This is a genomic window from Candidatus Seongchinamella marina (assembly GCF_026262685.1).
Classification (GTDB): domain Bacteria; phylum Pseudomonadota; class Gammaproteobacteria; order Pseudomonadales; family Halieaceae; genus Halioglobus; species Halioglobus marinus.
The window spans coordinates 727668-753648 of record NZ_SHNP01000002.1 but is presented as its reverse complement, the minus strand read 5'-3'; the positions used below and the strand labels follow the sequence as shown (position 1 = coordinate 753648).

Genomic DNA, 25981 nt, shown 5'->3' with positions numbered 1-25981 from the left:
TGTTGCCAAGTAAAGTCTCCGATATTGGTACAATCGGTAGATGAATACTTATAAACGCCACCGCTTCCCCCCAGATATCATCAGCTACGCCGTCTGGCTCTACTATCGCTTCAATCTTAGTCACCGCGACATCGAAGATCTCCTGGCCGAGCGAGGCATCATCGTCACTCGAGAATCAATTCGCTTGTGGTGTAACAAGTTTGGCGCTCTATACGCCAGACGTTTGAAACGCAAACACCGAGGCTTCGGCGACACCTTCTACATTGACGAGGTTTTCGTCAAAATCAACGGCAAACAGCATTACCTGTGGCGGGCAGTCGACCAGGATGGCGAAGTGGTAGATGTGTACCTCCGGGCGAAGCGAGATGGGGCTGCAGCAAAGCGCTTCTTCAAAAGGCTATTTCGCTCACACGGCAGTGAACCCAGAAAAATTGTGGCTGACAAACTTCGCAGTTATGGCGTTGCTCATCGGGAACTGATTCCTGGCACGATTCACAGTACCCAGCAGTATGAGAATAATCGAGCCGAACAGTCTCACGAGGCGACTAGAGTGCGGGAGCGGGGTATGCGCCGATTCAAATCATTCAACCAGGCCCAGAGATTTCTGGGTGCACATGCTGCGGTTTCAAATTTGTTCAACCTTGGCAGGCACCTGGTCAGAGCTCAGCATTATCGTGATCTTAGGGTCAGTGCGTTCAGCGAATGGGGCAGGGCGGTTGCCTGAGATGATATGCGAGCCGATTCCTGATCTTATGGAGTTAACTTGTCAGTACCCTATAAGTCCATCAATCCATAGGAATTGGCCCGCCTGGCGCGATTCGAACGCACGACCTGCCGCTTAGGAGGCGGCTGCTCTATCCAGCTGAGCTACAGGCGGGTAGTAAGGGGCAGCATTATTCCGTTTGCCGGGGTGGATGGCAAGTGTTGGCATGGCTGCATCAGAAACGCGAGTGTATGTCGGTTGATCAGCATGGTTAAAAATCATCCAACAGACAGCGCAAAGCGGTTTATATTTCGACATTCGCCGATAGCGACATTTCTAAAAATGGAAATTCGGTTATTTACGCTCGGTTGCTTATCCGGTGCGCTGGTTTCAGGCTCCATGGCAGTATGATTTTCGGGTTGGAGTGTTCCGGAGGGAATATTCCCCTTCAACTATTGCATTCCGGACATCCTCGTATCACTCTATTTGCCTATCCGGCGGTTCCACTTTGGTATTGCCTTTTTGCGACAGCGAATGCTGGAGGTGTGTTGTTTTGCGGTACCAGACCACGATTTCGGTCTACGCGTTATTGGCTTTTCTGGGAACTCCCGTTGCGGCGGTTCCCGCGGCTCCCGAAGAAATATCAGCTTATCGCGATGGCTATGCAGATGCTGTGAAAGCAATAGACCGCGGGAAGTGGACCGAGTATCAGCAGCTGCGCCCGGGGCTGGATGATTATTCGCTAGCGATTTATCTGGACTATCAGCAGCTCAGCCGGCAAGTACACAAAGTGCGACCCGCAGACGCCCGTCGATTCATTAGCCTTAGCGAAGATACACCTTTGCCAAATCGTTTTCTGGGCAGTTATCTGCGACAGGCGGGGAAAGACCGACGCTGGCGGGATTTTCTCGCAGTGAAGCCGGACGAGCCCACCAGTGTCGATTTAAAGTGCTATTACTTTCGCGCCAAGTTAGCGGCTGGTGACGATCTTGTCGCTTGGGAGGGTGCGGAGCGCTTGTGGGTGTATGGCAAGTCGCGACCCAAGCAATGTGATCCTTTGTTTAGTGCGTGGCTTAAAGCTGATCAGCTCAGTGACGAAGTGGTCTGGGCGAGAATGCTGAAAGCGTTTGCAGAGAGGCAACGCTCGCTGATGACTTACGTGTCACGTAAAGGTAGCGCCGAATTAAAACCCTGGTCAGATAAGTTACTTGCGGTCTATAGAAAGCCTTCTGACCTTCGCAAGCACAAGCTGCCTGAGGCATCTGCCTATTCCGCCGATATCGCAACGCAAGGGCTGGCTTATCTGGCACGTTATAGCCCCGCCAAAGCCTTAAGCGATTGGCAGTATTTCCGAGGCAGGCTCAGCTTCAATGATGAGCAGGCGCATCAAGTGGAATACGCCATCGCGCTGAGGAGCCTGTTTGCAAAAACTGAATCCAATCTCGATTGGATGCCGGGTGCACTGGAACGACTCAGTGACGACAAGCTGGTTGAAATTCGTCTGCGCTGGGCCCTGACAGAGCAGGATTGGCCGGCGCTTGTCGCAACCTTGCCGTTGTTATCAGAAGGCGAGCAGGAAAAAGCTTCCTGGCGATATTGGAGAGCCCGCTCTTTGTCTTATTCAGGTGACGATGAAGGCTCTCGCCAGCTGTTAACAGCCCTGGCCAGCGAGCGAGATTACTATGGTTTTATGGCCGCCGATCGGCTGAGTAAATCCTATGCCTTTAACAATAAGCCTCTGGTATTGCAGTCAGCTGCCACCGAACCCCTGCGTCAACTGCCCGCAGTCCAGCGTATTGGCGAACTTAATTTTCACCAGAAAGAACGCGATGCCCACTCCGAGTGGTACAAGGTTTTGCAAGATACTGAAGAGCCCCTGCAGCAGCAGGCACTGGCCAAGTTAGCGACGGAACAGGGCTGGCACCGGATGGCAATTGATGCCGCGACTCGCGCCAAAACGTGGGACGCGCTGGATGTGCGGTTTCCTATGCCTTACCAGGACACGTTCCAGCACTATGCCGCAGTTCAAAAGGTTCCGTCTACCGAATTGATGGCGATCGTTCGTCGAGAAAGTGCTTTTTTCCCCGATGCGATGTCGCCAGTGGGAGCAAGAGGCCTGATGCAAATCATGCCGGCTACGGGCGAGCAGGTGGCAGCCAAAATCGGCAGGCAGCATAGTCGCGCAGAACTCTACGAGGTTGAGCACAACATCTTGCTGGGTAGTGCCTACTATCGCCAGCTGTTGGATCGTTTCGACGGTAACAGGGTTTTCGCACTTGCCTCCTATAATGCGGGGCCCCACAGGGTTGACCGGTGGCGTAATGGTAAGGGAGAGCAGGTTCCGGTGGATATCTGGATAGAAACTATTCCCTATCGGGAAACGCGTAACTATGTTCAGGCTGTGCTGTCCTATAATTTGGTCTTTCAGTATATGCTGGGAGACGCTCACAGTTTATTGACCGCGCAAGAGCGCAAAGCGCTTTATTAATGCCATAGCGGCCAGATTAAGGATCATTCAATGCAGGATACCCGCCCGCTACTTCTCGATAGCGACTTCCCGCCTGTTACTCGTCAGGGCGTCGATATATTACAGGTCAACCTCGGTTACCTTTGCAACTTGAGTTGTGTGCACTGCCACGTGAATGCGGGACCGACTCGTACGGAAATGATGACAGCAGACATGGTCGAATTGTTGCTTGAAGTGGCATCGAAGCTAGGGGTGCATACGCTCGATTTAACCGGCGGCGCGCCAGAGCTCAATCCTGAGTTTCGACGACTGGTTTGCCGGGCGACTGAGATGGGGTTGAAGGTTATTGACCGCTGCAACCTTACCGTTTTGTTTGAACCCGGGCAGGAAGACCTGGCTGCGTTTTTGGCAGAGCATGAAGTAGAAGTCACTGCATCGCTGCCTTGTTATCTTGAAGAGAACGTAGAGGAGCAACGCGGTAAAGGAGTATATAGCTCTAGCATCGAAGCCATTCGAACACTAAATTCACTGGGCTATGGTCAAAATTCTCGTTTACAGTTGAACCTTGTGTATAACCCTGTAGGGCCGGTATTGCCGCCGCCGCAGGCGGGCCTTGAGGCGGACTACAAGCGAGAGTTAGGGCAACGCTACGGCATTACTTTTGATCAATTATTTACCATCACCAACATGCCTATCAGTCGGTTCGGTGCTGTGCTGCTATCGCAAGGGCAATATACAGACTATATGGGATTGCTCCGCAATAACTTCAGTGAAGGCAATATGGCGGGTTTGATGTGTCGCTCTTTGCTGAGTGTAGATTGGCAGGGTTTTGTTTACGACTGCGATTTTAATCAGATGCTGGAATTGCCCGTATTGGCGAGTGATTCTCGGTTGCACCTGCGTGATTTGCTCGATTGCAATAGTTTGGCTGGCCGCGCGATCGTTACCGGTGAACATTGCTATGGCTGTGCGGCAGGGCAGGGTAGTAGTTGCGCTGGTGCCCTTTAGGGGTGCACGACCTATCCTATAGTTTTGTTATTCCGACGCTGAATGAGGAAACCAGCGTTGAAAGACTATTGCCGCAATTACGCGCGCGCTTCCCCAATGCCCAGCTGGTAGTTGTAGACGGCGGCAGTCGAGACCATACCCGCGCTCTGGCACGTCCCCTTTGCGATAAGTTGATAGAGAGTGCTCCCGGCCGGGCCCGGCAGATGAACCTGGGAGCGCAGCAGGCATTTGGGGAATATTTGCTGTTTCTGCATGCAGATAGCGTTCCCGGTCTAGACGAGTGCCAACTGCAGCTATACCTGGCGTCAAAGCCACCCTGGGGCTTTTGTCGGGTCTCACTGGAAGGTAACGAAATGGTATTTCGGATAATCAGCTATTTTATCAATGCGCGTTCGCGAGCGACTCGGGTGGCTACCGGTGACCAGATGTTGTTTATCCATAGAGACGTTATGCAGCGAGCAGGGGGCTTCGATGACATACCATTAATGGAAGATGTCGCCTTTAGCAAACGCCTGCGCAAGTTGGCACCTCCGCAGTGGATTAAAGAACCTGTGGCGACCTCCAGCAGGCGCTGGCGGGAGGCTGGGGTGTTGCGTACGGTAGTAAAGATGTGGGCCTTGCGATTTGCCTATTTCATCGGCGTATCACCCCAGCATCTCTGGCATTACTACTACGGGGACGATTAAGTTGGAGGACGTTTTGTTTATTCAGTTTGCCCGCGAACCCCTGCCGGGCTTGGTGAAGACCCGAATGTTGCCTGAATTGAGCCCAGAGCAGGCCTGCGACTTACACAGTGAGCTGGTTTATTGGACCAGTCAGGTCCTCACTGGCGCTAACCTGGGTCGCGTGGAGCTATCGGTGGCGGGCAACATGGCCTCGCCTTTGTTTCGACAGTGCGAGGAACTGGGAGTAAAAGCGTTGACGCGACAGGTGGGGCAAGACCTTGGCGAGCGTATGTACAATGCACTGGCCGAGGGGCTTGAGCGTTTCTCCAAGGTTATTCTTGTGGGTAGTGATAGCCCGCAAATTGACAGGGACTATCTGCTGGGCGCTATTGCCGCGCTCGATGATTCAGAAGTAGTGCTGGGGCCCGCGCAAGACGGCGGTTATGTTTTGATCGGCGTTCGTAAGCTGGACAAACATTGGTTTGAGGGAGTTGAGTGGGGTTCCGCTACCGTCTATGCAAAAACACTGGAAGGTTTCGCGCTGACATCAGCACAATGGCAGCACCTGGAGGTGTTGCGGGATATCGATAGGCCAGAAGACCTGCCCATTTGGCGGGCAATCGTGGCAAACAGGACGTAAACGCGAGGGCCGGAGCCTTCGAGTCAAGCCAGTGCCATTTCTCCGGTTTCTATTGCGGACGTTTCCGTTGCCAGGCCAGCGCGTTGGTAGAGCAACCAGGCAATTGCAGTGCAATAGCTCAGGTTGGTCTGCAACTCACCGTCTGGATCGCTCAGGAAGGCCCGTTGGCTTGCCAATCCCCTGACACGACTCGCCATGTCTGGATTGAAAGCTAAATAGCGATCCCACAAATCTCGATGTTGAGATGTCGTGATGTGGAATAGCCCGAGGCCATCGTTGCGTGCGGAGAAGAGTCCCAGGTCGGGGGCATCTACTGCGGCGTTGAGCAAGAAAGACTCGCTCGCCGGCGTCCATTTTCCTAAATATTTGAGAGTAGGCCTAATGACCTGGTCTCTCAGGTGTTCCGCGGTTACGTACATAAACCACTACCTCGCAAGGAAGCCAATTCCATCAGATACTGCCGTTTCACTTATGGTTATTGTGTGGCCCGGTTATTGTTGCGAGAAGTATCCCGTTTCTCCGCAGTTCCGTGCTCACAGGGTACTTTTTAACACAAGAAAAAATAAAATCCAATAAAAATAACGCCTTGCGTGACGTAATTAATAAATATTTCGGGAAGAGTGCGTAACTTGGACAAATTAGAGTTCAATTGAGGCAATACTGATCGATTCTGGCGATAAATCATCGATGAAATTGGTGGTAAAAGTGCGCTAAATGTTCCTATTGTCCATTAAATTGTTCATCCTCCGGCAATTTTGACCTGAAAACCACGTTTTTCGAGCTCTGCTTTTATCATTTCGCGCTGATCGCCCTGAATTTCGATGTTTTCATCTTTTAGAGCGCCGCCGACACCGCATTTCTGTTTCAAAGCTTTGGCCAGTGCCTTTAATTCGGCGCCCGCCAGGGGTATACCCTTCACGACTGTCACTGCTTTGCCGCCTCGGCCCTTCGTCTCCCGGTGCAGTCGAACCACGCCATCGCCAATGGAGGCGGGTCTGTCATTTGCGCACACACATTCAGTGACCGATCGGTGGCATTGGGGGCACAACCTTCCGCCATCGGTTGAATAAACAAGCCGTTGCGGTGATTTTTTTGCTCTGCTCATAGGTCTGCCGTGTCAATGTGCGGTGCGGGGCAGTATATTAGCCCGCTTGATTATGGCAACAGGTGACGCAGTCGATGTCTGAAATAGAAGAGCTAGTGCAGCAAATGGTCGAGTTGCAAACCCAGGTTGCGTTTCAGGAAGACACCGTCGGCGTGCTGAACAACGCAGTCACAGCCCAGCAAAAGGAAATATTGGTCTTGCGTGAGCAGTTGGAACTGTTGAAACAGCGTCAGGACGAAACCATTGCCCAGGTGGATCAGGCTGGGCCGGTGGTGGATGAGAAGCCACCTCACTACTAAGTGAATAACGATTTGAATCAACAGGAGAGTATCAATGGCAGAAGTAGGACAGATGGACACGCCAGAACAGGCGGAGTTCAGGCAGAGCGCTCGCGCCTGGTTAGAGGACAACCGTCCGGCCAATCCAATAGTGAGGTTGCCGCTGACACCATTAGAAATAATGACTGAGGGTCAGCTTAGTTATCTACAGGCTTGGCAGAAAGCGGCTTACGATGCCGGTCTGGTTGGCTGCGATTACCCAGTAGAGATGGGTGGCGGCGGCAAGAACGATTGTCAGCGTATCGCCAATGAGGAAATGCTCGCGGCGCGCACGCCTTATATGCCCAATGTGATCGGTTTGGGAATGGCGGCCCCTACGGTTTTTTATCACGGCCAGGAAGCGGTCAAGCAGCAGTTGTTGCCGCGATTGTTTTCTGGTGAAGATATCTGGTGTCAAGGTTTTAGCGAGCCCGGTGCGGGGTCTGACCTGGCCAGCGTACAGACCTTTGCTGAGCGCAAAGGCGATAAGTGGGTAATTAACGGACACAAGGTGTGGACCTCTCTCGCTCACTTTGCCGATTGGATGATTCTGCTATTGCGTACGGATAAATCGGTGAAGCACGACGGTTTGTCTTATTTTGTGGTGCCCATTCGTTCAGCATTGGGCAAAGGCGTGACCGTCCGGCCGCTAATCAAAATGACAGGCGAGACAGGGTTTAATGAAGTCATTTTTGAAGATCTGGAAGTCGATGACGGGTATCGCCTGGATGAGCTTGGCAAAGGTTGGCAGGTGGCCATGACTACCCTGCTGCATGAACGTGGGGCAGGGGATCTGGTGACACCGCGCTCCGGCGGTATGAAAAATAAGTCCAGTCACGTGAACAACGCATCTTCGCTGATAAGTTTGGCCAAACGCACCATTCGCAGCGGCTCAACGGCAGCTGATGACCCATTGCTGCGTGATCGAATGATGCAGCAACTTGTCAGGGAGACGGGGATGGCGGCAAGCCAACGGCGTACTCGGGTGACAGCATTGCAGGATCATCCGATGCGATTACCGCTGCAAAACAAGCTCCTAATGAGTGAAATTGCCCAGGACACGGCGGGCATTGCCACGGAGGTCGAAGGTGCAGCAGCGTCATTGTATCTTGCCGATGATGCGGCGCCCGATGGCGGGCAGTGGCCAATGGCTTACATGAACTCGTTTGGTTTTACGATTGCAGCGGGTACCAGCGAGGTGCAAAAAAATATTCTTGGCGAGCGCGTGCTCGGCATGGCCAAGTCCAAGTAGGGGAACAAAAAAGATGTCACAACCTGATGATTTCGGATTTACCGAAGAGGCAGCGCTGTTGAAAGAGTCAGCGCGTAAATTTTTTAATGAAAAGTTCACTGCAGACGTGTTGCATAACATGGTGGCGGGTGATCCTTCACCAGACCGCGCACCGCAGGTGCAATGGGACGAAGACATATGGCAGCAAATGGTTGATCTTGGTTGGTCGCTTTTGGCCGTGCCCGAAGCTCAGGGCGGTGTTGGAATGCCGCTGGTAGGCGTTGCGGGTCTGGTAGAGGAGTTAGGGCGCGCGGCGTTCCCCTGTCCGCTGTTATCAACTCTGGCAGCCAGTTACATCCTCAGTGCCTGCGGTAGCGAGGGCGAACCTGCGCTTATCGATATCGCCGAGGGAGCAACGGCCACTCTGGTGTTTGCTGATGAAAATGGTTCCCTGGAGCCAAAAGCTACCCCTATTGGCGTGAGCTCGGGCAATCTCGATGGGACCGGTTATTTTGTGCAGGATGCGGGTAAGGTCAGCCACCTTCTGGTTTGTGCGCGTTCAGATTCGGGATTGTCCCTGCACTGGCTGGGATCTGATGCTGCCGGCGTGGAGCGCACACAAGATAGTATTGTCGATTTAACCCGAGACCAGGCCCACATACATTTTAATAATGCGCAGGCACAGCAGGTCTCTGCCGATGCTTCTGCGGCACTTGAGCAGGCATTGCCTGCCCTGTGGACGCTCTATGCGGCAGACATGGTCGGCGCGGGAGAGTGGCTGCTGCAGACCACTGTCGACTACGTTAATGCCCGTCAGCAATTCGACAAGCCCCTGGGTTTCTTCCAAGCGGTGAAGCACCCGCTGGTGGACGTAATGGTCATGATTGATCAGGCCAAGTCCCTGGTTTACAACGCGGCCTGCGCGGTTGACTGTGAGCCTGAAATGGCGCGGCAATACGCTCACATGGCTCAGGCATCGGCCTCCGACATGGCTGACTATTCAGGTAGTCGGGCGGTGCAGTGCCATGGTGGTATTGGTTTTACCTGGGAGTGTTATGTGCATTTGTTTTTCAAACGACAGCGGCACAGTCAAATGCTTTGGGGAGATGGTCCTTGGCATCGCGCCCGCCTGGCGGAAATTGTTATCGATGCGGTTGCTTGAGTGCTATTAGCGTAAAAGGAAAGAACGGATGAACTGGAAAACAACGGCCCTGGTGCTGGGCGTCCTCATTGTTGGTGTTGCCATTCTTGCAAAGATGGCCACCCGGCTGCCTGCGCCGCCCGATCATCAGGTGTTTATTAATGGTGATGTGCTCACCATGGACGCAAGCAGTCGGATTGTGGAGGCGGTATCGGTTCGCGGCGAACGGATTGAGGCTGTGGGTAGTACTGATGAAATCATGGCGCTGGTGAGTAACCAGACAGAGGTTGTTGATTTGCGTGGACGCACCTTGATGCCCGGTTTCATTGACGCCCATGGGCATTTTCCGGGATCAGGAATGAGCGTGATTGCGGCAGACTTGACCAGTCCTCCGGTGGGTAACAAGCAAAGCATGGAAGAGGTGCTTGCAGCACTCAAGGAGCGGGCGGCATCGATAGAGCCCGGCAAGTGGGTGTCTGGTTTTGGTTATGACGACACGCTGCTGGCAGAGCAGCGCCATCCTACCCGAGCTGAACTCGATGAGGTGTCTACTGAGCACCCGGTTGTGGCAATGCATGTTTCCGGACACATGGTAGTAGTCAACAGCATGGCATTAGAGCTGGTCGGCATTTCGGCAGAAACAGAAAATCCGGTCGGTGGTGTTATTGCGCGTCGGGAAGGGAGCCGGGAACCTAATGGATTACTGGAAGAGAACGCGCGCCTCGGGGTCGTAGATGCCATGCAGGACACGGGCGCGCTTGCTGTTTACCAAATGATAAAAACAGCGGTACGCGATTACGCCCAGGTGGGCGTCACTACCGCCCAGTCTGGTGGAACCTCGGTGATGCTTTCCGACGGCTTATCGCTGTTCAGTAAGCTGGGCGTTATCCCTCAGCGGCTGGTGCTTTTCGCTTTTGACACCGAATTTGCAGAGTTGATCGATGCTGGCGAGTTCGACCCGCAGAAGTACCACTCAGACAGGGTCAGGATGCCCGCGGTTAAATTGGTTGCCGATGGCAGTATTCAGGGGTACACCGGCTATTTGAGTCATCCCTATCACATGCCCTTCAAGGGGGATGAGTCCTACCGTGGTTATCCCTCTATTTCTAGAGAAGTCTTGTTTGACCGGGTGCAGCGATTGCACGGTCTGGGCTACCAGTTGGCCATCCATGGCAATGGTGACGAGTCTATTGAAGACATACTCGATGCCTTTGAAGCGGCTCAGCAGGCTCATCCGAGAGACGACGCTCGCATGATTCTAATTCACTCGCAGATGGCCCGTGAGGACCAGATTGCGAGGATGAAGGGTCTGGGGGTGACGCCGAGCTTCTTTTCTGCACACACCTATTATTGGGGTGACCGGCATCGGGATATCTTTATGGGGCCAGAGCGTGCCGCGGCCATGAGTCCTGCGCGTTGGGCCCAGCAATACAAGCTTCGGTTTAGCTCCCATATGGATACGCCGGTTACCCCAATGCTTCCGCTGCAGGCCGTGTGGAGTCAGGTGTACAGGCTTAGTTATGGTGGCGATGTGATAGGAGAAGATCAGCGCATTGATGTGATGTCTGCTCTGCGGGCAGTGACTATTGACGCAGCATGGCAGGTGTTTCAGGAAGATCGTGTTGGCTCGCTGGAAGCGGGAAAGTTGGCCGATATGATCATACTTTCAGCGAGCCCGCTGGCCAACCCCATGTCTATGCGAGACCTGAAAGTGGAGCGAACGCTCATAGGCGGCGCCACAATTTATCGTAGGCAGTAGCCCTGTTTTCATCCCTCTTTAGGTTAGCGCAGGCGGCTTTTCAGTCGCCGTCGTTGCCTCTGGGAGGGCATTGCTATATAACTATGCAAACGGCCTGAGTACTCTGACAACTTGAGCTGTTTGCAACCAAAAAAGGGTCCCAAACAGCAATCTATGTACCGCTATAGTTTAGACAATGCCCTCACTTACACCTCCGAAGACTTCGTCCTATTCAGGGAGTCTCCTTTTGCTTGCTGGATGGAGCGTCTCACTCTCGAAAACCCCGATCACGGTATTTTACCCGATAGTCATAGCGTCCCCCCCAGTAATTACATGCAGCGGCAGGATGAATTGGCCGATACTCTGCGGGCAGAGGATAAGAACGTCAGGCTGGTCGACTGGGATGCAGCGGAAGTGGATCGACGCGCTGCCACGCTTCAAGCTATGCGCAAGGGCGTGGATTATATTGTTAACGGTCAACTGGCGCTGGGGCCTCTGTCGGGCTCTGCCAACCTGCTGATGCGCACCAGCGGATTTTCCGAACTGGGAAATTATCTCTATATCCCTTGCGATACCCAGGCCAAGACCACGCTCAATTCCGCATTCAGGCTGTGTTTCCTGGCCGACTTGCTGCACAGCCTGCAGGGGCAGCTGCCGCCTCAGATGCTGATAATTAGAGGTGGCTCCGACCTGGTGCCACTGCATACCGAAGACCATGTTTATCATTATCGGGCTGTTAAACAGCGCTTTATGCAGACAATGCGAGACTTTCGCAAGCACCGCATGCCCGATCCCGCTGAATCTGCCCAGTTCGGTCGATGGTCGGAATGTGCAAACGAGGTTTTGAAACAGCGAGCACTACGCGGTGAAGAGCCAATAAAGGGTGCCGGAGAAGAGCAAGAACAAATGGTTCCACTGCCGTTGGTCGCTTCGGCTTCTGCTCAGGTGCCTGAGCAAACGGAGGTGCAATCGGTTGAGAGCGCCAGCGATGCAAAATATTCGGCTAAAGGAATTCAGGTAGGAGACACCTTGGCGATGCAAGCCAGGCAACTGTCGCCCAAGGCCTTGAAAGGAGACTACTCCGGTGCTGTTACGGCCATGCCCGCCTCGGTGGCCAATGTGATGGACGTGGCTCCGCAGAATCTCGAGTTTATTGGCAGTAGCGGCGGACCGCCTAACATTGGCGAGCCATTCGCTCCAATCGCAAAAGACAAGGCTGATGCGTCTGCTGTTTCGCAGACCATGCCACCAGTATTACAAACGGCTGGTAATGAATATGAAGTCGATTGTGTCGATGATTCCGATTATGCCTTGCCTGTTGAGCCTCCGGAATTTACGGGGATTGGATCTTCAGTTGTGGGGACAGTGCCACCTGAGTCGACTGACACGCTCGAAGAGCCAGAGATGCCCGCTACTCGACCTTTTTCCAGCAGTCTTAACACTAGCGATTTTCAGGACAGTTGAGCACGACCTTCATCGCAGCTTGCGGAAACAGTCACTCACTTCTTTGATGAATATTTGAGGTTGCTCGAAAGCAGCAAAATGCCCGCCTTTTTCCAGCTCATTCCAGTGCACAATATTGCTAAAGCGCTTTTCTGCCCAGCGACGGCTGGAGCGGAAGATTTCACAGGGGAAGATAGAGCAGCCCACAGGCATGTCAATGGGCGCGAGGTTGGGTTGATTAAAGCTTTCCCAATAAAGCCGTGCGGAACTGCCAGCGCAATTGTTCAGCCAGTAGAGCATAACGTTGTCGAGCAGCTCGTCTTTACTCAAAACGTTTTCAGGGTGCTTTACGCCATTTTTTTCGCAATCTGTCCACGCATAAAACTTTTCAACTATCCAGGCCATCTGCCCAACGGGCGAATCTGCAAGGCCATAGCTAATCGTTTGAGGGCGGGTTGATTGTTGTTTGGAATAGCCTGAATCGTGTTCATTATAAAAAGCCATTCCTTCAAGCGCAGACTGCTCAAGTGGAGTCAGGTCGTTCATGGTTTCGGGGTCGGGAGCGACGATGGGCATATTGATATGAATGCCGGCGCAGTGCTTTGTTTCAGTCTGCCCCATACTTTGGGTCACCATGGAGCCCCAGTCGCCGCCCTGGGCTACGTAGGAAGCGTATCCAAGTTCAGCCATGAGCTTGCCCCACATCGCTCCGATTTTTTCAACCTTGGTTCCGGTAGTCGTTGGCTTGCTGGAAAAACCAAAGCCGGGGAGTGACGGCGCTACCACGTGAAATGCGTCAGCCGGGTCTCCGCCGTATTGCTCCGGCTGTGCCAAGGCGTCAATGATTTTATGAAACTCGATCACCGACCCTGGCCAGCCGTGGGAAATAATTAACGGAAGGGCATTAGCGTGCGTGCTGGTGCGATGTATAAAATGAATGTCCTGGCCGTCTATGCTTGCCATATAGTTTGGCCAGTTGTTCAGCATTGTTTCACAACGTCGCCAGTCGTAGTCTTTGACCCAATACTGTGCGAGCTCACGGGAGTATTCCAGGGGCATGCCTTGGTCCCACCCTTTGCAGGTCTCTGAATCTGGCCATCGGGTGCTGCTGATGCGTTTGTGCAGATCCTCAAGTGCTGTATCTTCAATGGCAATCTGGAAAGGGCGGATGCTTTCGGTCATGGTGATATCCCTAAGAATCATGGAGTGAGTGAAGCTACTAACCAAGTGAGGAACACGAGTGAAAATGTCGTGTTTTCCTACATAAGTTTGCAACAATTCGACAATAATGGTCTAAACTAGCATTATTACTATAACCTACTAAGATATTAAACAAAGACACGCTGGATGAACTCGTGATCCACGAGAACATTGCCAGTCAAGGTTTAAGGAGAAACCACAGCGCTATATGTCGGTAAAGATGCGTTCATTAGCTATCCGCACGGTAGAAGTACTCAGTTACAGCACTGGGTTAATTTTAACCGGCTTCTTTGCTATTCAGCTTGCTCAGGGCGAGGTGGAAAGGCAAGGGGCGATCAGTGCTTTTGAAGATCAGGCGATGCTTGCTAGCGTCGCGACGCAAGACCCTCTGGACCAACCCTCTTTTAAAGAACCAGCACAGCCGGATATGAGCTTGTGGGCCCCGGGTCGCGTTGTTGACTACCAAAGTAGCCTTGGCGTCGAACTACCGCCGATTATGGGAGTGTTGGAAGTGCCCTCGGTTGAATTAGAAGTCCCTATTTACCAGACTGCTTCCGACCAAGTGATGGATCGTGCTGCCGGCGTTATCGATGGAATGGCGTATCCCCATGAGGGCGGCAATATTGGCATTTCAGGCCACAGGGACGGTTACTTCAGGGTGCTTAAAGACGTGCAGGTGGGCGACACCATCACGCTGCAAACGCTGGAAGGAGAAAAGAGATTTAAAATTGATGCGACGACGATAGTCGATAAAGCCGACACCACGTTGCTCAAAGATACCCGAGATCAGACTGTTACCCTGGTCACTTGTTACCCGTTTTACTTTGTCGGGCATGCGCCTCAGCGATTCATCGTCACAGCGTCACTCGACACAACCTATGTCAGACACAATTAAGGAGGATTTGACATGAATAAGAAGATAGCAATCGCAGTAGGTATGGCCCTGTCAGTATCAGCGGGTTCGCTGATGGCTCAGGACGAAGCAACAGCTAGCGCAGTAACCTGTGCAGACCTGAACTGGTCTGCAGAAGTTCTGGCGCTGAATCCCGATATCGCAGCAATGTGTCAGTCGGTTTATGAGAAGGATGGCAAAATGTTCGCGAAGGCGTCCATTGAAGTTGTTCGCGTACGCGGCAATCGCATGACATTCCGTTCGCTGCACACAGACGGCACTATGGGTGACAGTCGTTCTGTTCAGCTTGACAGTGCATGGCGCGCTGAAATCGGTGGCCGTAGCTACCGTGCCAGCGACCTGATGCGTGGTCAGCAGTTGAACGTCTATCTGCCTGAAGATCGTTTCGCGCTTGCCGTGACCGATGCAGATGGTCCTGATGAAGGTGATTTGGTAGTGATCGAGGAAGAAGTGGTAGCAATGCCTACTACTGCCTCACCACTGTTCCTGATCGGTGCGGTCGGCGGTGCCTTCCTGGCACTGGGCGGAATGCTTAGCGGTATTCGTCGTCGCTTCTCCTGAAGCTTGAACTGAAAAAAACAGAAGGGGCCTAAGGGCCCCTTTTCTTTACTACTCCTCTTCTACCCAGACCTTTCTTAAGGGTTCTCCAAAGTCATCATAAATAATCTTTCGGCGAGGACGCGGCAGTCTACTGCGCATGCGAGTCGGCTTGCTTTTGAACCGCTCCTGCCGACGAGCCTCTATGGCCGCGACAACTTCGGGAACCAACGTACGCGTTGCTTTGGGTTCGACGAACAATGCCTGATTAAGAAAAACGGGGGGTTCTCCCGCTTCTTTACCGCTGATTCCGCGCGGGATGTCCTCCACAGTGCCTCCGCCATTGAGAAAGCGCTTGGTTTCTCGTTCCAGTTGGGCTCTGATCTCTGCTTTTGATGCCGGCTTTTTCACTGTTCCCTTTGCGTTTGTTGCTGCAGCATGACCGTTAATCTTGCATTATACCCGGCGTGTGTCCAGATTACAGGGCGGTAGAGCTTAGGAACTCACGTCGCCGCCTGGCGTTTGCGCCATCGGCTACCAGTGACACTTGTCCATTTTTTATTTCGATACCCAACTGCGCGAATAGGGACGCGTAAGGGGGCATTTTGCGCGACTGATAAACCCTCTGGTAGAGCTCGCTAAACATTTTCTGATCCGTACTAGCGTCAAGGTGAGCGATAATTTCGGCGACGGATAGGGACTGTGCAGCACAGCAACTGTTGAGCTGCTTGAGTGCATTGTCCAGGCTGTATGCTCCATTGCTCTGTGCCCGTAGGCTGATATCGGCAGCAAAAAAATACCAGGCGCCGGACCAGTAAACGCGCATATAACCACCTTTTTCTCGCATTTGCTGATTGACTAACAATAGAGTTTGACCATCAAACCGGTCATCCGCTTTACCGCGGGCAAATCCATCGTATAGCTTTTGCCACATTTGCTCTTCGCTGAGCACGCCAACTCGGGCCTGCAACAGGTTTTGATAGTAGCTTGCCAGTCCTTCGCTGAACCAGGTGTCACCCCAGCCCCGGTAGGGTAATAGCAAGTGGGCAACCTCGTGATACCCCGTCCATTCATGCTTGAGAGTGTCAGCGCTGACGCTGGACAGAACGTAAAATGCAACTCTGTCGATTTTCTCGCGATGAACCTGTGCCCAGGGTATGGGGTCGTCAATGCTGCCGGAGACCGGCTCGACATCGATGGCCCAACGTTCACGCGGCCAATGCCCATAGACAAGTGTGAGACTGTGAGCAAGGTGCTCGATCCATCGGCTAATTTGAACGCGGCTCTGTTCAGGAAAGAGTTCGCTGATATCGACTTCCAGTGCGCGCTTGCCCTCATCAAAAAGCACCGTAGCGTTGGCAGCAGGTGTCGTCCAACTAAAAGCCGGTGTCAGCACCAGTGCCGCTATCAGTGTGAGTGACCTAATCACTGGGCTGGGTAGGCTCTTCAAAGCCGGCCAAAGAGGCCATGCGCGCAAACAACTCGAAGATGTCAGTCATTGTCTGCTCGCCCGAAAACTCTCGGTACAAGCTGTCGACATTGACCGCAATACGCTCCGGGTCCGACCAGGACGAGTATTCGCTTAATTCGATGTCGCGCGCAGCCTCAAAAGCGCCCATGCCCGAATCATAGCGTTGTCGCGCCTCATCGCGCACATACTCAAGGTAGTGGCGAACTTTGCTAACGCCGGCCTTGTCGGTCAATGGACCGTGCCCGGGTACGATATGCTCCACATCCATTGCTTCGATGAGCTGACAGGCCTTGATCCAGTTAGCCACTGGCCCTTGCCACATAACAGGGGTGCCTTCTATGAATAGAATATCGCCAGTGAAGACTGTGCGGTCCCTGGGGGAATACACCAGCACATCGCCGCGAGTGTGTGCCGGGCCAACTTCTATGAGCTGCACCGGTTTGTCGCCAACTTGCAGGGCAAGCTCGCCCTCAAACGTGCGATTCGGTGGTGTATGGCATATATCATCGAAGCGAAATTGGCCGAAACAGGCGAGAAAATACTGACCAACAGCGCCCATGTCCGCCGCTGCCTCAACGATGGCAGCCATAGCCTCTGGCGGTAATTCCGCCATCTCGGCGGCCGAGGCTGTGGAGGCAATAATCTGGGCACCGCTCACTAACTCATTACCATGACAATGATCGCCATTAGCGTGGGTATTGACCAGGGTGTCGATATTATTCGCCAGCGGCTCCGCGGCGCGCATGCGCTTGAGCATTTCGCTGGTTAGCCGAAGGTCGTAGAGCGTGTCTACCAGTAAGGACTCCTCGCCATCGGCAATAAGTCCAGCATTACTCCAGCCCCAGCTGTTGCTGTGAGCCAGCCAGGCCCAGGCACCGTTGCCCAAGTTGTTCAGCCCCTCTGCCATGCGCATTCCCCGTGTTTATCGTGTTCTCCACACATGGTAACGCGATGAGCAAGGAGACGGGAGGGTGAAAGTGTTGTTTTCAGCCACCTCCAGCTCTGGTTTAATGCACAGCTGTGAATTCGGGAATGTTAAATGAACGCCATACGCTCGCTGCTGGTTTTTACCTGGATCGTGCTTACCGTGATTCCAGTGGGCCTGGCATTGGTGCTGAGCTCATTGTTTCTCGACGATAAGAAGCTGTGGTGGTGGTTTGCAGTGCCTTGGCTCAAAGGGGTTATCGGAGCCGCACGATTGGTGGGCGGTGTTCAATATCGGTTGCATGGAGAAGAAAATCTTCCCGCAGCCGACGACATGCGCAGGGTGATCCTTTGCCCCAAGCACCAATCTACCTGGGAAACCTTCTTTTTTCCCAGCATGACGTCTCATCCGCTGTCATACGTATTCAAGAAAGAACTGTTGCGCATACCCGTATTCGGCTGGTGCATGGGTTGCCTGAATATGGTCCATATAGATCGTAGCAAGCGCTCTGAAGCCTGGGCCAAGGTGGCGGAGCAAGGGCTTGAATTAATGGATCAGGGGAAGTGGATCATTATGTTCCCTGAGGGAACACGCACTGAACGCGGAACCAAAGGTGCATACAAGGTGGGAGCATCGCGACTGGCAGTGGCTACCGGAGCCTGCGTCATTCCGATCGCCGTCACCTCTGCACGTTGCTGGCCGCGCCGGTCTTTTTCCTTTATTCCAGGAATTATCGATGTCTCTATTGGTCAGCCTGTGTATGCCGATGGCAGGGAGCCGGGCGAGCTAATGGAAGAGATCGAACGCTGGATTGAGGCGGAGATGCGGCGCCTCGATGCTGAGGCTTATCAATAGCGAGGGGGTGTAAGCCGGCTCAGGAAAGGGCTTTTTCCAGAGACTTACAAAGGGCTTTGAGAATCCTGATGCGAGCATAGTACTTGTTGTTCCCTGCCACCAGCACCCAAGGCGCTTCTTCGGTATCAGTTTGCTCGATCATCTGGTTAACCGCTTTTTCGTAGGCTGGCCATTTTTCCCGATTACGCCAGTCCTCGTCAGTGATCTTATGGCGCTTGTGTGCCTCTTCCTCGCGGTCTTTAAATCGCGCTAACTGTTCCTCCTTGCTGATATGAATCCAGAATTTGACGACGACGGAACCGTGTTCTGAGAGCTCCTGTTCAAAATCGTTGATTTCGCCATAGGCTCGTTTCCACTCTTCTTCTTTCGCAAATTGCTCCACACGCTCGACCATGACTCGACCGTACCAGGAACGATCGAACAAGGTAGCCCGGCCATCCCGTTGAAGTTGCCGCCAGAAGCGCCAGGAATATTGGCGGGCGTGTTCTTCATCACTAGGCGCCGCAATTTGTACCAGTTTGTAAAGGCGGGGATCTATTGCGCCTGTGACCCTGCGTATTGCCGACCCCTTGCCTGCGCCATCCCAGCCTTCAAACACTGCCACCAGCGACTTTTTCTGGTTGTAAGCTATCCAGGCCAGGTCTTGCAGCCGGCTCTGATATTTACGTAACTCTCGCTTGTACTCATCCTTTTGCAGGCTTTCGTCCAGGTTGATGCTGGCCAAAAAATCATGTGGCTCTGGTAGCCCAGGCACCTGTGTCAACTGGGCTATGTTGTTCAAGCGGCTGTTGATGGCGTCACGAATGATTTCACCCGCGTTGATTTCTCGATGATAGCGATCCTCACCATTAACAATATGCCAGGGGCACTGCTCGGTTTGGGTTTTTTCAATAAGCTCTTCATAGATTGCGAGGGTTTGGTTGTACTTGCCTTGCAGTTCATAGGGGTGCTCGGTGACACGAGGAATTTGCTGTTTGCGGGGGGCCTTTTCCTCAAGTTGACGTTGTTGGGTAGCCTCAGATACGTGCAGCCAAATTTTTATGACCACCGCGCCGTCATCGCTAAGGTGGCGCTCAAAATTACGTATCTTGCGGCAAGTGTGCTCGAACTCCGCGTCGACAATATTGCTTAGCAGTCGTTTTTGAGTCGCCTGCGTGTACCAGGACCCAAGAAATATTCCTATCCGACCCCTGGGCGGCAACTTCTGCCAGTACCGCCAGAAGTAGGGTCTGCTCTCTTCTTCGTCGGAATGCTCCCAATAAGTGTTGGTATCTATGCCGCTGGGATCCATCCACTCATTCAATCGGTGTACCAATACCCCTTTGCCTGAACCGTCCAGGCCAGCGAGCACAATGATCACCGGGTGCCTCGAGCCTTGAAGGGAAAACTGACTTTGTAACAGTTGCTGACGCAGTGCCCGGGCGCGTTTCTCGAAACTGGACTTGTTCATTGGAGCGTGCACTTCAATCGTGTCGAACATTAAAAAATAGCAATCCATCGTTGGCAGCAGATAGTGCTATTTTAGCGTATTTTTGCGAAGTTGATCTGACTATAATAGACGGAACGAAAGGAAATCATTATATGAGCTTATACGAAAAACATATTCTTCCTCGTTTTATTAATTGCGCTTGCAGCGCCAAGCCAATGATGAAACAGCGTGAAAAAGTGGTGCCGCGGGCTAGGGGTACTGTGCTGGAAATAGGCATCGGTACTGGTCTGAACCTGCCGTACTACGATTCAGCGAAGGTACAAAAAGTAATTGGTCTGGATCCTTCAGAAGAATCTTGGGAACTGGCCGGAGAGCGGGCCGCTCATCTTGATTTCGATATCGAGTTCATTGGTTTACCCGGGGAACAAATTCCACTGGATGATGATTCAGTGGATACCGTGCTGGTGACTTACTCGCTCTGTACGATTCCGGACCCGGTAGCGGCACTCGCGGGTATGGCCAGGGTGCTGAAGCCCGATGGAGAGCTGATTTTTTGTGAACATGGCATCGCGCCGGACGCCTCGGTCGTTAAATGGCAAAACAGGGTGAACGCCCTATGGGGCAAACTTGCCGGCGGCTGCCATTTGAATCGTGATATTCCTGGCTTGTTAGCACAGGGTGGCTTCTCAATAGAGGCGCTGGAGTCGCAATATCTGCCCGGTACGCCAAAAATCGCCGGCTATAATTATTGGGGTGGTGCAAGGGCAGTTTGATTAAACAGGCGCGTCAATTTCAATCAGCGCTGTTGCTTGCCTCGCTCGCCCTGTCGCCTTTTGCAGCGGCGCAGTTGCTCGATGTTCAATTAAACGGACTGGAAGGCGAGTCCCGCGATAATGCGCTCGCCTGGCTTGGTGTTTCTCCGGAAACTTCCCAGGCTCGCGCTAATTATCTGTATTCGGCACAGCGAAAAGTAGAAAAAAGCCTGCAAGCTCTAGGGTACTACCGCGCTCGCGTGGAACTTGAACTTACTCGCAGCAAAGAACCTTGGTCTCTAGTCATCAGCGTACAGCCCGGGGAGCCCGTTCTGCTGAGGCAGGTGAATGTTCGGTTGCTGGGTGACGCAGTTAATGACCCCGCATTTGCAGAGTTACTTGAAACGTCGCCACTGCAGGGCGGTGATGTCCTCAATCATGGTGTCTATGACCGCTTTCGTCGCAGTCTGACGTCACTAGCCCGTAGGCGAGGCTATTTTGAAGGCGCGTTTTCCCAAGCTCGCGTCGAAGTAGAGCCTGTGGGCGGTGTCGCTGACGTGTCTTTGCTCTACGACAGTGGCAAACGGTTCAATTTTGGCGCGATTAGCTACGATCAGGATATTATTCACGAATCGCTGTTGTCTCCCTTACTGCTAATTGAGCAAGGCGAGCCTTTCGATCAGAAAAAATTGCGCGACACTCAGATTCAGCTGCAGCGCACCGGCTACTTTTCCACTGTCATTCTGCGACCCATAGTTGACATGGTAGACGATGGTCAGGTGCCTTTGGAACTGAATCTCTTTCCCGCCAAGCAACACAGTTTTGACCTCGGCGCGGGCTTTAGTACAGACACGCGTGAACGACTTTCTTTTACCTGGCGTACGCCCAAACTAAATGCCTATGGTCACCAACAGGAAACACGCATTCAATATTCCGACGTTAACCCCAGCGGGCGATTTACTTATAGCATACCCGTGTCTCATCCTCTGGATGATGCAGTGCAGTTCACCGCGAGGCTCGAAGATAACGAATTTGGTGACCTGGATAGTCGCCAGAGGGAACTTGGAATCCGTCGAGAGATGCGCAAGAGCGACTGGATTTATAGTTATTCGCTTCGGGGGCTGGATGAGGCATGGAACTCTGAAGGCATTGATCGTCAAAATGATTATTTGTTGCCGGGCATTTCTCTGTCCCAGCGACTTCACGGCGGTTCGCTGGTCAATCCCGCGAGCGGATTTAGTCATTGGTATCGTGCGGAAGCAGGCGGAGCCAATGTGGGCTCCGACATTGATTTAGTCAGGTTGACTGCAAATTTTGGCTTGATTCATAGCCTGGGAGAGAAACATCGTTTTGTATTACGTTCTAATCTTGGTGCGGCTTTTGTTGAAGATGCAGATCGTGGCCAACTAGCGCCTTCGCTCAATTTCTTTGCCGGTGGCGCCCAGAGTATTCGTGGCTATGGCTATCAATCAATCGGCAACGAGGTCACTGTCGAGAACGCCACTGGAAATCCGGTCAGTTTGATTGTTGGCGGCGACCGTCTTTTGACGGGCAGTGCTGAGTATCAATACAGCTTTACGCAGAACTGGCGGGGCGCAGTTTTTGTCGATGCCGGCGACGCTTTCGACGAAGGTGATTTTGAGGGGAATGTCGGTGCTGGTTTCGGGGTCCATTACGTCACCCAGGTTGGTGCCATCCGCCTGAATATTGCTAATCCGGTGACTGATGATGATCCCTCCTGGCGTATTCACCTGGCAATTGGTGCTGAGTTTTGAAGGCGCTCGCGTGGATAGCGGCGGTGTTGCTGTTGGCACTGACCATGGTGATTGCGCTGCCGTTCTCGGCGACAGGTACGCGGTTGCTCATAGCGTGGGTGAACGATAGCGGTTTGTTGCGCGTTGAGTATGCAGGGGGCAGCCTGTTTGGAGACCTTGATCTGGATCTATTGCAGATTGAGGTCGATGGAGTGGAGTTGCAACTGGACCGAGTCAAGACGCAGCTTGACCTGGACTGCTTTTGGATTAGTACTTTCTGTTTGAACTCACTTGAAGTTGAGTCTTTGACGCTGGATATCTCGGCGAGTGACAGCGAACAGGCTTCTGCGCACCCGGTGTTTTTCCAGGCCCCTTTTACTGTGCAGATAGACAAGCTGGTGCTGGGCTCTGCCGCTATTGACTGGCCTGGCGGTAGCTGGCGACAAGCATTGATGAACGCGGAGCTCAAGCTGTCTGCATCTGAGCTAGTCATTGCGTCGGTGGATATTTCTGCGCCTGTGCTGCAGGTAGACGCGAGCGAAAGGGATGACTCCAAATACACGGGTTTCGATCCCAGCAAAATTTTTATCCCTCTGGATGTGTCTGTGTCGCAGTTGAACCTTATGCGACCACGATTAGAGATCGGTGATATTGAGCAGTCTCTTGATAACGTGGCTTTGAGCGGACGGTGGCAAGGCTATGACCTTACCCTCAATGAGTTGGCGGTTGCAGGAGCGGATTTAGGGCGATTTGCCACGCGTGGCACTTTGACGTTTGACGACGCCTGGCCCATTAACCTGAGGGGCGAGTGGGCGATTCCGCAGCAAATAGAATCCGTCATAGTCGCGGGCCGCACGCTGGATATGTCTTTGCGTGGCAACTTAGGCGAGTTATTGATTGTGGCGAATTCCGAAGGCTTACCCGACTTTAAGTTGTCGATGAACGCAGATCTGCTGAGCAATGGGTTGCCGCACAAAGGTGATGCTCAACTGAATTGGCCTGAGGGTTCAACCTTGGGCGAAATGCTGGCGCTGGAGGGAGCGCTAGCGTCGGCGCAAATTCTTGGTCCGGCGCAAATGCAGGTGCAGGGCACTTTGGATACTCAGGCTATCGAGCTTTCAGCTCAGCTCGAGGGACTGGGCTATCAGTCGCTCGCTCTTTTGGCAAAGGGTCGTTGGGCCTCGCCCCGGTTACTTATCGAATCCCTTACGCTTAGGGATGAATCCACCGACAGTATGCTGACTGCCAGCGGCGTAGCAGAGATAGCTGAGACATGGTCGGTGCAAACAAGGGTTGAAAGCGAAGGCTTCAACCTGCCGTCGCCAGCAAACGAGGCGTTGGGCCGTTTGGACGGTGAGCTGGCGCTGTTGGTAAGCGGGAGCAACTCTGGCTGGAGTGTCAGTTGGCAGGAGATGAATATCACGGGAGAGGTGAACGGTCTTGCGGCAAGCGCGCAGGGCTCTGCCGGGCTGGATTCGCGGCTTCGACTGTTACCCGGAAAGACGCGCATAGAACTCAATGGAGCACTGTTGGATATCAGCGCTCTGCAAAATGATGCGCGAGATGCCTATTTAAACCTGAAGGTAGACGATTTGGGGCGCTGGGTGACTGGTGCTCGCGGGCGGATATCGTTGCGCGGCACCGGCGGCTTTGATCGCGAGCGAATTCAATTGTCTGGAGAAGCAAGGGATTTCAAGCTTGGCGAGGTGGTGATGGACGCAGCAGAATTGTCACTGGACTACAACGGAGCCCTGGATAAAATTTCAGCTGATATTCGCTCATCGCAGATTGAAAGCCAGTCTTACCGTTTTAGTGATTTATCAGCCGAACTCAAAGGCACGCTAGCCAGTCACCGGGTGCGCTTGGCCACCCATGGGGATATCGCAGGTCAGTTAATAGTCGCGGGCCAATGGAAAGAAGGGGAGTGGCAAGGCGAGTTGCAGCCCGCAATATTGCAAACGGGTTCCGGGCCCTGGCGATTAAATGAGCCTGTTGCTCTGGCCTGGGCGGAGACGGGTATCTTTAATGTGGATGCACATTGTTGGCGCCACAGCGAATTTGATGTGTGCAGTGAAGACGCTGAAATGGGCGCCAGCGGCGCGCTGCAGCTTAGTCTGCAAGGCGATATCAAAGCCTTCAACGGACTGTTGCCTAACGGTATGCAGCTTCAAGGCGATCTTTCATCGACCGTCGATATTGCTTGGGAACCCGACGCCAGCTTCAGCTTCGAGGGTGTATTGAAAGCTCGGGAGCTTCGCACGACTCGTCGTTATGGAAAGGGCGAACGAGTTGATGTGACCTGGCAGGCAATCGATTTGGAATTGCAGCGTCAGGGTGCCGGATTGGCGCTTGACGCAAGAGTGTTACGAGAGGGCAGGCAGGTCTTGAGTGTCGCAGTGATGCTCCCGACCAGCAGTCAGGGCCCCCTGAGCGGAGATCTGATCTTTACTGAGCTGCAATTGGCGACGCTTGTTCCGTGGTTACCCGAGATATCCCAGCTCGCTGGCTCGCTGACTGGCCAACTGTCACTGGCAGGAAGTCCCGTAGAACCCAATGCGCAGGGTCGTTTGCGCCTCGAGCAAGCTGAGGTAGGACTGGTCAGCAACCCTACCCAATTGAAGGCACTGGCCCTGGATCTGACGTTGAATGGTCAGAGCGCTGTGATTTCTGGTTCTGGGTTGCTCGGAGGAGGAAAAGTCGAATTAAAGGGGCAAGTACTCGCCCATCCGCAGCTGCGCGTCGAGCTGGCAGTGAGTGGCGATCACCATCAAATCCTTGTGCCGCCGTCTTCCGAAATCCTGGTTTCGGAAGAGTTGACCGTGGTGCTTACCCAGGGGTTACTGGATGTGCGTGGGGAAGTGCGTGTCCACGAGGGTGTTTTGCGTCACAAGGAGCTGCCTGTTGGCAGCGTAGGTCTGTCCAGAGAAGTGGTTATCGTAGACACGCTGGGCAATGTAATTGAAAACGAATCACCATTCGCTGTCAGCGTCGATATCTGGCTGCGCATTCGCGATAGCTTTCGAGTTGAAGGAGAAGGGGTCAGGGCAACTCTGGGCGGCGAACTCCACGTGACGCAGGTTCCGGGAGAAGAGCCCCAGGTTTTTGGTAGCCTGAATGTGATCGCTGGCGAACTTGAGGCTTATCGCCAGCGGCTGCAGGTTCGGCGCGGCAGAATTGCCTTTACCGGCCCATCGGACAACCCGGAGCTGGATATCATGGCCGAACGGGAGATCAGGGCAGATGACGTCACGGTTGGTGCGCGCCTGCAGGGGCGTCTAGACGAGCCGGTGCTTGAAGTTTACTCCAATCCTCTCATGCCCCAGGGTGAGACCATGTCTTACCTGGTGCGAGGCAGAGGGCTGGATTCAGGGGCGGATGCTGACGGTACCGCGCTGGCGCTTTCTGTCGGCGCTGATGTAGTGAATCGCAGCGGCATTGTCGCCGAGCTGAATCGCCTGCCGCTCCTTAGCGATGTGTCGTTTGGTGCCAGTGGCGGGGAAGACGATACCGCCGCCACGGTCAGTGGCTACATCGGTAATCGCCTATACCTCGCCTATGGTCGTGGCATTTATGAGCCGATTAACGAACTCACCGCGCGACTTTATTTACAGAGTCGTCTTTGGTTGGAGGTTGTCAGTCGGCTGGAAAGCTCAGTGGACCTTTATTACTCCTTTGATATCGACTGAG

The 25981-nt window shown here is 53.3% G+C and carries 23 protein-coding genes and 1 tRNA gene; 16 read left to right on the top strand and 8 right to left on the bottom strand.

The window, feature by feature from the left end:
* The first annotated feature begins 40 nt into the window (after positions 1–40).
* The gene (locus EYC87_RS08235; RefSeq protein WP_279252448.1) at positions 41–724 is read left to right on the top strand and encodes an IS6 family transposase; all 684 of its coding nucleotides are present in this window, start codon (positions 41–43) and stop codon (positions 722–724) included.
* A 76-nt stretch (positions 725–800) separates the two neighbouring features.
* On the opposite strand, the gene EYC87_RS08230 is transcribed toward EYC87_RS08235, so the two are convergent.
* Positions 801–877, bottom strand: a tRNA-Arg gene (locus tag EYC87_RS08230).
* A 379-nt stretch (positions 878–1256) separates the two neighbouring features.
* On the opposite strand from EYC87_RS08230, the gene EYC87_RS08225 reads away from it, so the two are divergent.
* The 4 genes from EYC87_RS08225 to EYC87_RS08210 are packed head-to-tail and all read left to right on the top strand — an operon-like array spanning position 1257 to position 5483.
* Positions 1257–3191: a transglycosylase SLT domain-containing protein gene (locus EYC87_RS08225; RefSeq protein ID WP_279252447.1), complete on the top strand. Its 1935-nt coding sequence runs from the start codon at positions 1257–1259 to the stop codon at positions 3189–3191.
* Positions 3192–3221: 30 nt separating this feature from the next.
* Positions 3222–4178 carry an arsenosugar biosynthesis radical SAM (seleno)protein ArsS gene (arsS, locus tag EYC87_RS08220; RefSeq protein WP_007230620.1) on the top strand — a complete coding sequence of 319 codons (957 nt, stop codon included), beginning with the start codon at positions 3222–3224 and terminating at the stop codon, positions 4176–4178.
* A gap of 2 nt (positions 4179–4180) precedes the next feature.
* Positions 4181–4864: a TIGR04283 family arsenosugar biosynthesis glycosyltransferase gene (locus EYC87_RS08215; RefSeq protein WP_279252446.1), complete on the top strand. Its 684-nt coding sequence runs from the start codon at positions 4181–4183 to the stop codon at positions 4862–4864.
* A 13-nt stretch (positions 4865–4877) separates the two neighbouring features.
* Complete coding sequence (locus EYC87_RS08210; protein ID WP_279252445.1) at positions 4878–5483, top strand: TIGR04282 family arsenosugar biosynthesis glycosyltransferase; 606 nt, start codon at positions 4878–4880, stop codon at positions 5481–5483.
* A 23-nt stretch (positions 5484–5506) separates the two neighbouring features.
* Here the strand turns inward: EYC87_RS08210 and EYC87_RS08205 are convergent, their stop codons facing one another.
* A complete protein-coding gene (locus tag EYC87_RS08205; protein ID WP_050756575.1) occupies positions 5507–5902 on the bottom strand; it encodes a hypothetical protein in 396 nt (131 codons plus the stop codon).
* Between the two features lie 320 nt (positions 5903–6222).
* The gene (locus EYC87_RS08200; protein ID WP_279252444.1) at positions 6223–6588 is read right to left on the bottom strand and encodes a translation initiation factor Sui1; all 366 of its coding nucleotides are present in this window, start codon (positions 6586–6588) and stop codon (positions 6223–6225) included.
* A 74-nt stretch (positions 6589–6662) separates the two neighbouring features.
* On the opposite strand from EYC87_RS08200, the gene EYC87_RS08195 reads away from it, so the two are divergent.
* The 5 genes from EYC87_RS08195 to EYC87_RS08175 all read left to right on the top strand — a co-directional run bounded on the left by EYC87_RS08195 (position 6663) and on the right by EYC87_RS08175 (position 12479).
* Positions 6663–6887 (top strand): SlyX family protein, encoded by a 225-nt coding sequence (locus EYC87_RS08195; protein ID WP_279252443.1) that lies wholly within the window; start codon positions 6663–6665, stop codon positions 6885–6887.
* 34 nt (positions 6888–6921) lie between these two features.
* Complete coding sequence (locus EYC87_RS08190; protein WP_279252442.1) at positions 6922–8157, top strand: acyl-CoA dehydrogenase family protein; 1236 nt, start codon at positions 6922–6924, stop codon at positions 8155–8157.
* Between the two features lie 13 nt (positions 8158–8170).
* Positions 8171–9298, top strand: coding sequence for an acyl-CoA dehydrogenase family protein (locus EYC87_RS08185; protein WP_279252441.1), 1128 nt, complete (start codon positions 8171–8173; stop codon positions 9296–9298).
* A gap of 28 nt (positions 9299–9326) precedes the next feature.
* On the top strand, positions 9327–11036 hold the full coding sequence (locus EYC87_RS08180; RefSeq protein ID WP_279252440.1) for an amidohydrolase: 1710 nt from the start codon (positions 9327–9329) through the stop codon (positions 11034–11036).
* Between the two features lie 153 nt (positions 11037–11189).
* Entirely contained in the window at positions 11190–12479 is a 1290-nt protein-coding gene (locus EYC87_RS08175) for a hypothetical protein (protein ID WP_279252439.1), read from the top strand.
* A gap of 9 nt (positions 12480–12488) precedes the next feature.
* On the opposite strand, the gene EYC87_RS08170 is transcribed toward EYC87_RS08175, so the two are convergent.
* Positions 12489–13640 carry an epoxide hydrolase family protein gene (locus EYC87_RS08170; protein ID WP_279252438.1) on the bottom strand — a complete coding sequence of 384 codons (1152 nt, stop codon included), beginning with the start codon at positions 13638–13640 and terminating at the stop codon, positions 12489–12491.
* Between the two features lie 226 nt (positions 13641–13866).
* On the opposite strand from EYC87_RS08170, the gene EYC87_RS08165 reads away from it, so the two are divergent.
* Both EYC87_RS08165 and EYC87_RS08160 read left to right on the top strand, forming a co-directional pair.
* The gene (locus EYC87_RS08165; protein WP_279252437.1) at positions 13867–14553 is read left to right on the top strand and encodes a class D sortase; all 687 of its coding nucleotides are present in this window, start codon (positions 13867–13869) and stop codon (positions 14551–14553) included.
* Between the two features lie 12 nt (positions 14554–14565).
* Positions 14566–15132, top strand: a complete 567-nt coding sequence (locus EYC87_RS08160) for a hypothetical protein (RefSeq protein ID WP_279252436.1) — start codon at positions 14566–14568, stop codon at positions 15130–15132.
* Positions 15133–15180: 48 nt separating this feature from the next.
* Here EYC87_RS08160 and EYC87_RS08155 read toward each other — a convergent pair whose 3' ends face one another.
* From EYC87_RS08155 to EYC87_RS08145, 3 genes are all read right to left on the bottom strand, one after another.
* Positions 15181–15519, bottom strand: a complete 339-nt coding sequence (locus tag EYC87_RS08155) for a hypothetical protein (protein ID WP_279252435.1) — start codon at positions 15517–15519, stop codon at positions 15181–15183.
* A gap of 67 nt (positions 15520–15586) precedes the next feature.
* On the bottom strand, positions 15587–16537 hold the full coding sequence (locus EYC87_RS08150) for a M61 family metallopeptidase (RefSeq protein WP_279252434.1): 951 nt from the start codon (positions 16535–16537) through the stop codon (positions 15587–15589).
* Entirely contained in the window at positions 16530–17486 is a 957-nt protein-coding gene (locus EYC87_RS08145; protein ID WP_007230631.1) for an MBL fold metallo-hydrolase, read from the bottom strand. Before EYC87_RS08145 ends, EYC87_RS08150 begins: the two co-directional genes overlap by 8 nt.
* A gap of 132 nt (positions 17487–17618) precedes the next feature.
* On the opposite strand from EYC87_RS08145, the gene EYC87_RS08140 reads away from it, so the two are divergent.
* The gene (locus EYC87_RS08140; RefSeq protein ID WP_007230653.1) at positions 17619–18359 is read left to right on the top strand and encodes a lysophospholipid acyltransferase family protein; all 741 of its coding nucleotides are present in this window, start codon (positions 17619–17621) and stop codon (positions 18357–18359) included.
* 19 nt (positions 18360–18378) lie between these two features.
* On the opposite strand, the gene pap is transcribed toward EYC87_RS08140, so the two are convergent.
* On the bottom strand, positions 18379–19839 hold the full coding sequence (pap, locus tag EYC87_RS08135) for a polyphosphate:AMP phosphotransferase (RefSeq protein WP_279252433.1): 1461 nt from the start codon (positions 19837–19839) through the stop codon (positions 18379–18381).
* Between the two features lie 101 nt (positions 19840–19940).
* Here pap and EYC87_RS08130 point away from each other — a divergent pair, with 101 nt between their 5' ends.
* From EYC87_RS08130 to EYC87_RS08120, 3 genes are read left to right on the top strand one after another with little or no spacing between them, the layout of a single operon-like run.
* The gene (locus EYC87_RS08130) at positions 19941–20561 is read left to right on the top strand and encodes a class I SAM-dependent methyltransferase (RefSeq protein ID WP_007230621.1); all 621 of its coding nucleotides are present in this window, start codon (positions 19941–19943) and stop codon (positions 20559–20561) included.
* The gene (locus tag EYC87_RS08125; RefSeq protein ID WP_279252432.1) at positions 20558–22315 is read left to right on the top strand and encodes an autotransporter assembly complex protein TamA; all 1758 of its coding nucleotides are present in this window, start codon (positions 20558–20560) and stop codon (positions 22313–22315) included. Before EYC87_RS08130 ends, EYC87_RS08125 begins: the two co-directional genes overlap by 4 nt.
* Positions 22312–25980, top strand: coding sequence for a translocation/assembly module TamB domain-containing protein (locus EYC87_RS08120; RefSeq protein ID WP_279252431.1), 3669 nt, complete (start codon positions 22312–22314; stop codon positions 25978–25980). Before EYC87_RS08125 ends, EYC87_RS08120 begins: the two co-directional genes overlap by 4 nt.
* The last annotated feature ends 1 nt before the right edge of the window (position 25981 follow it).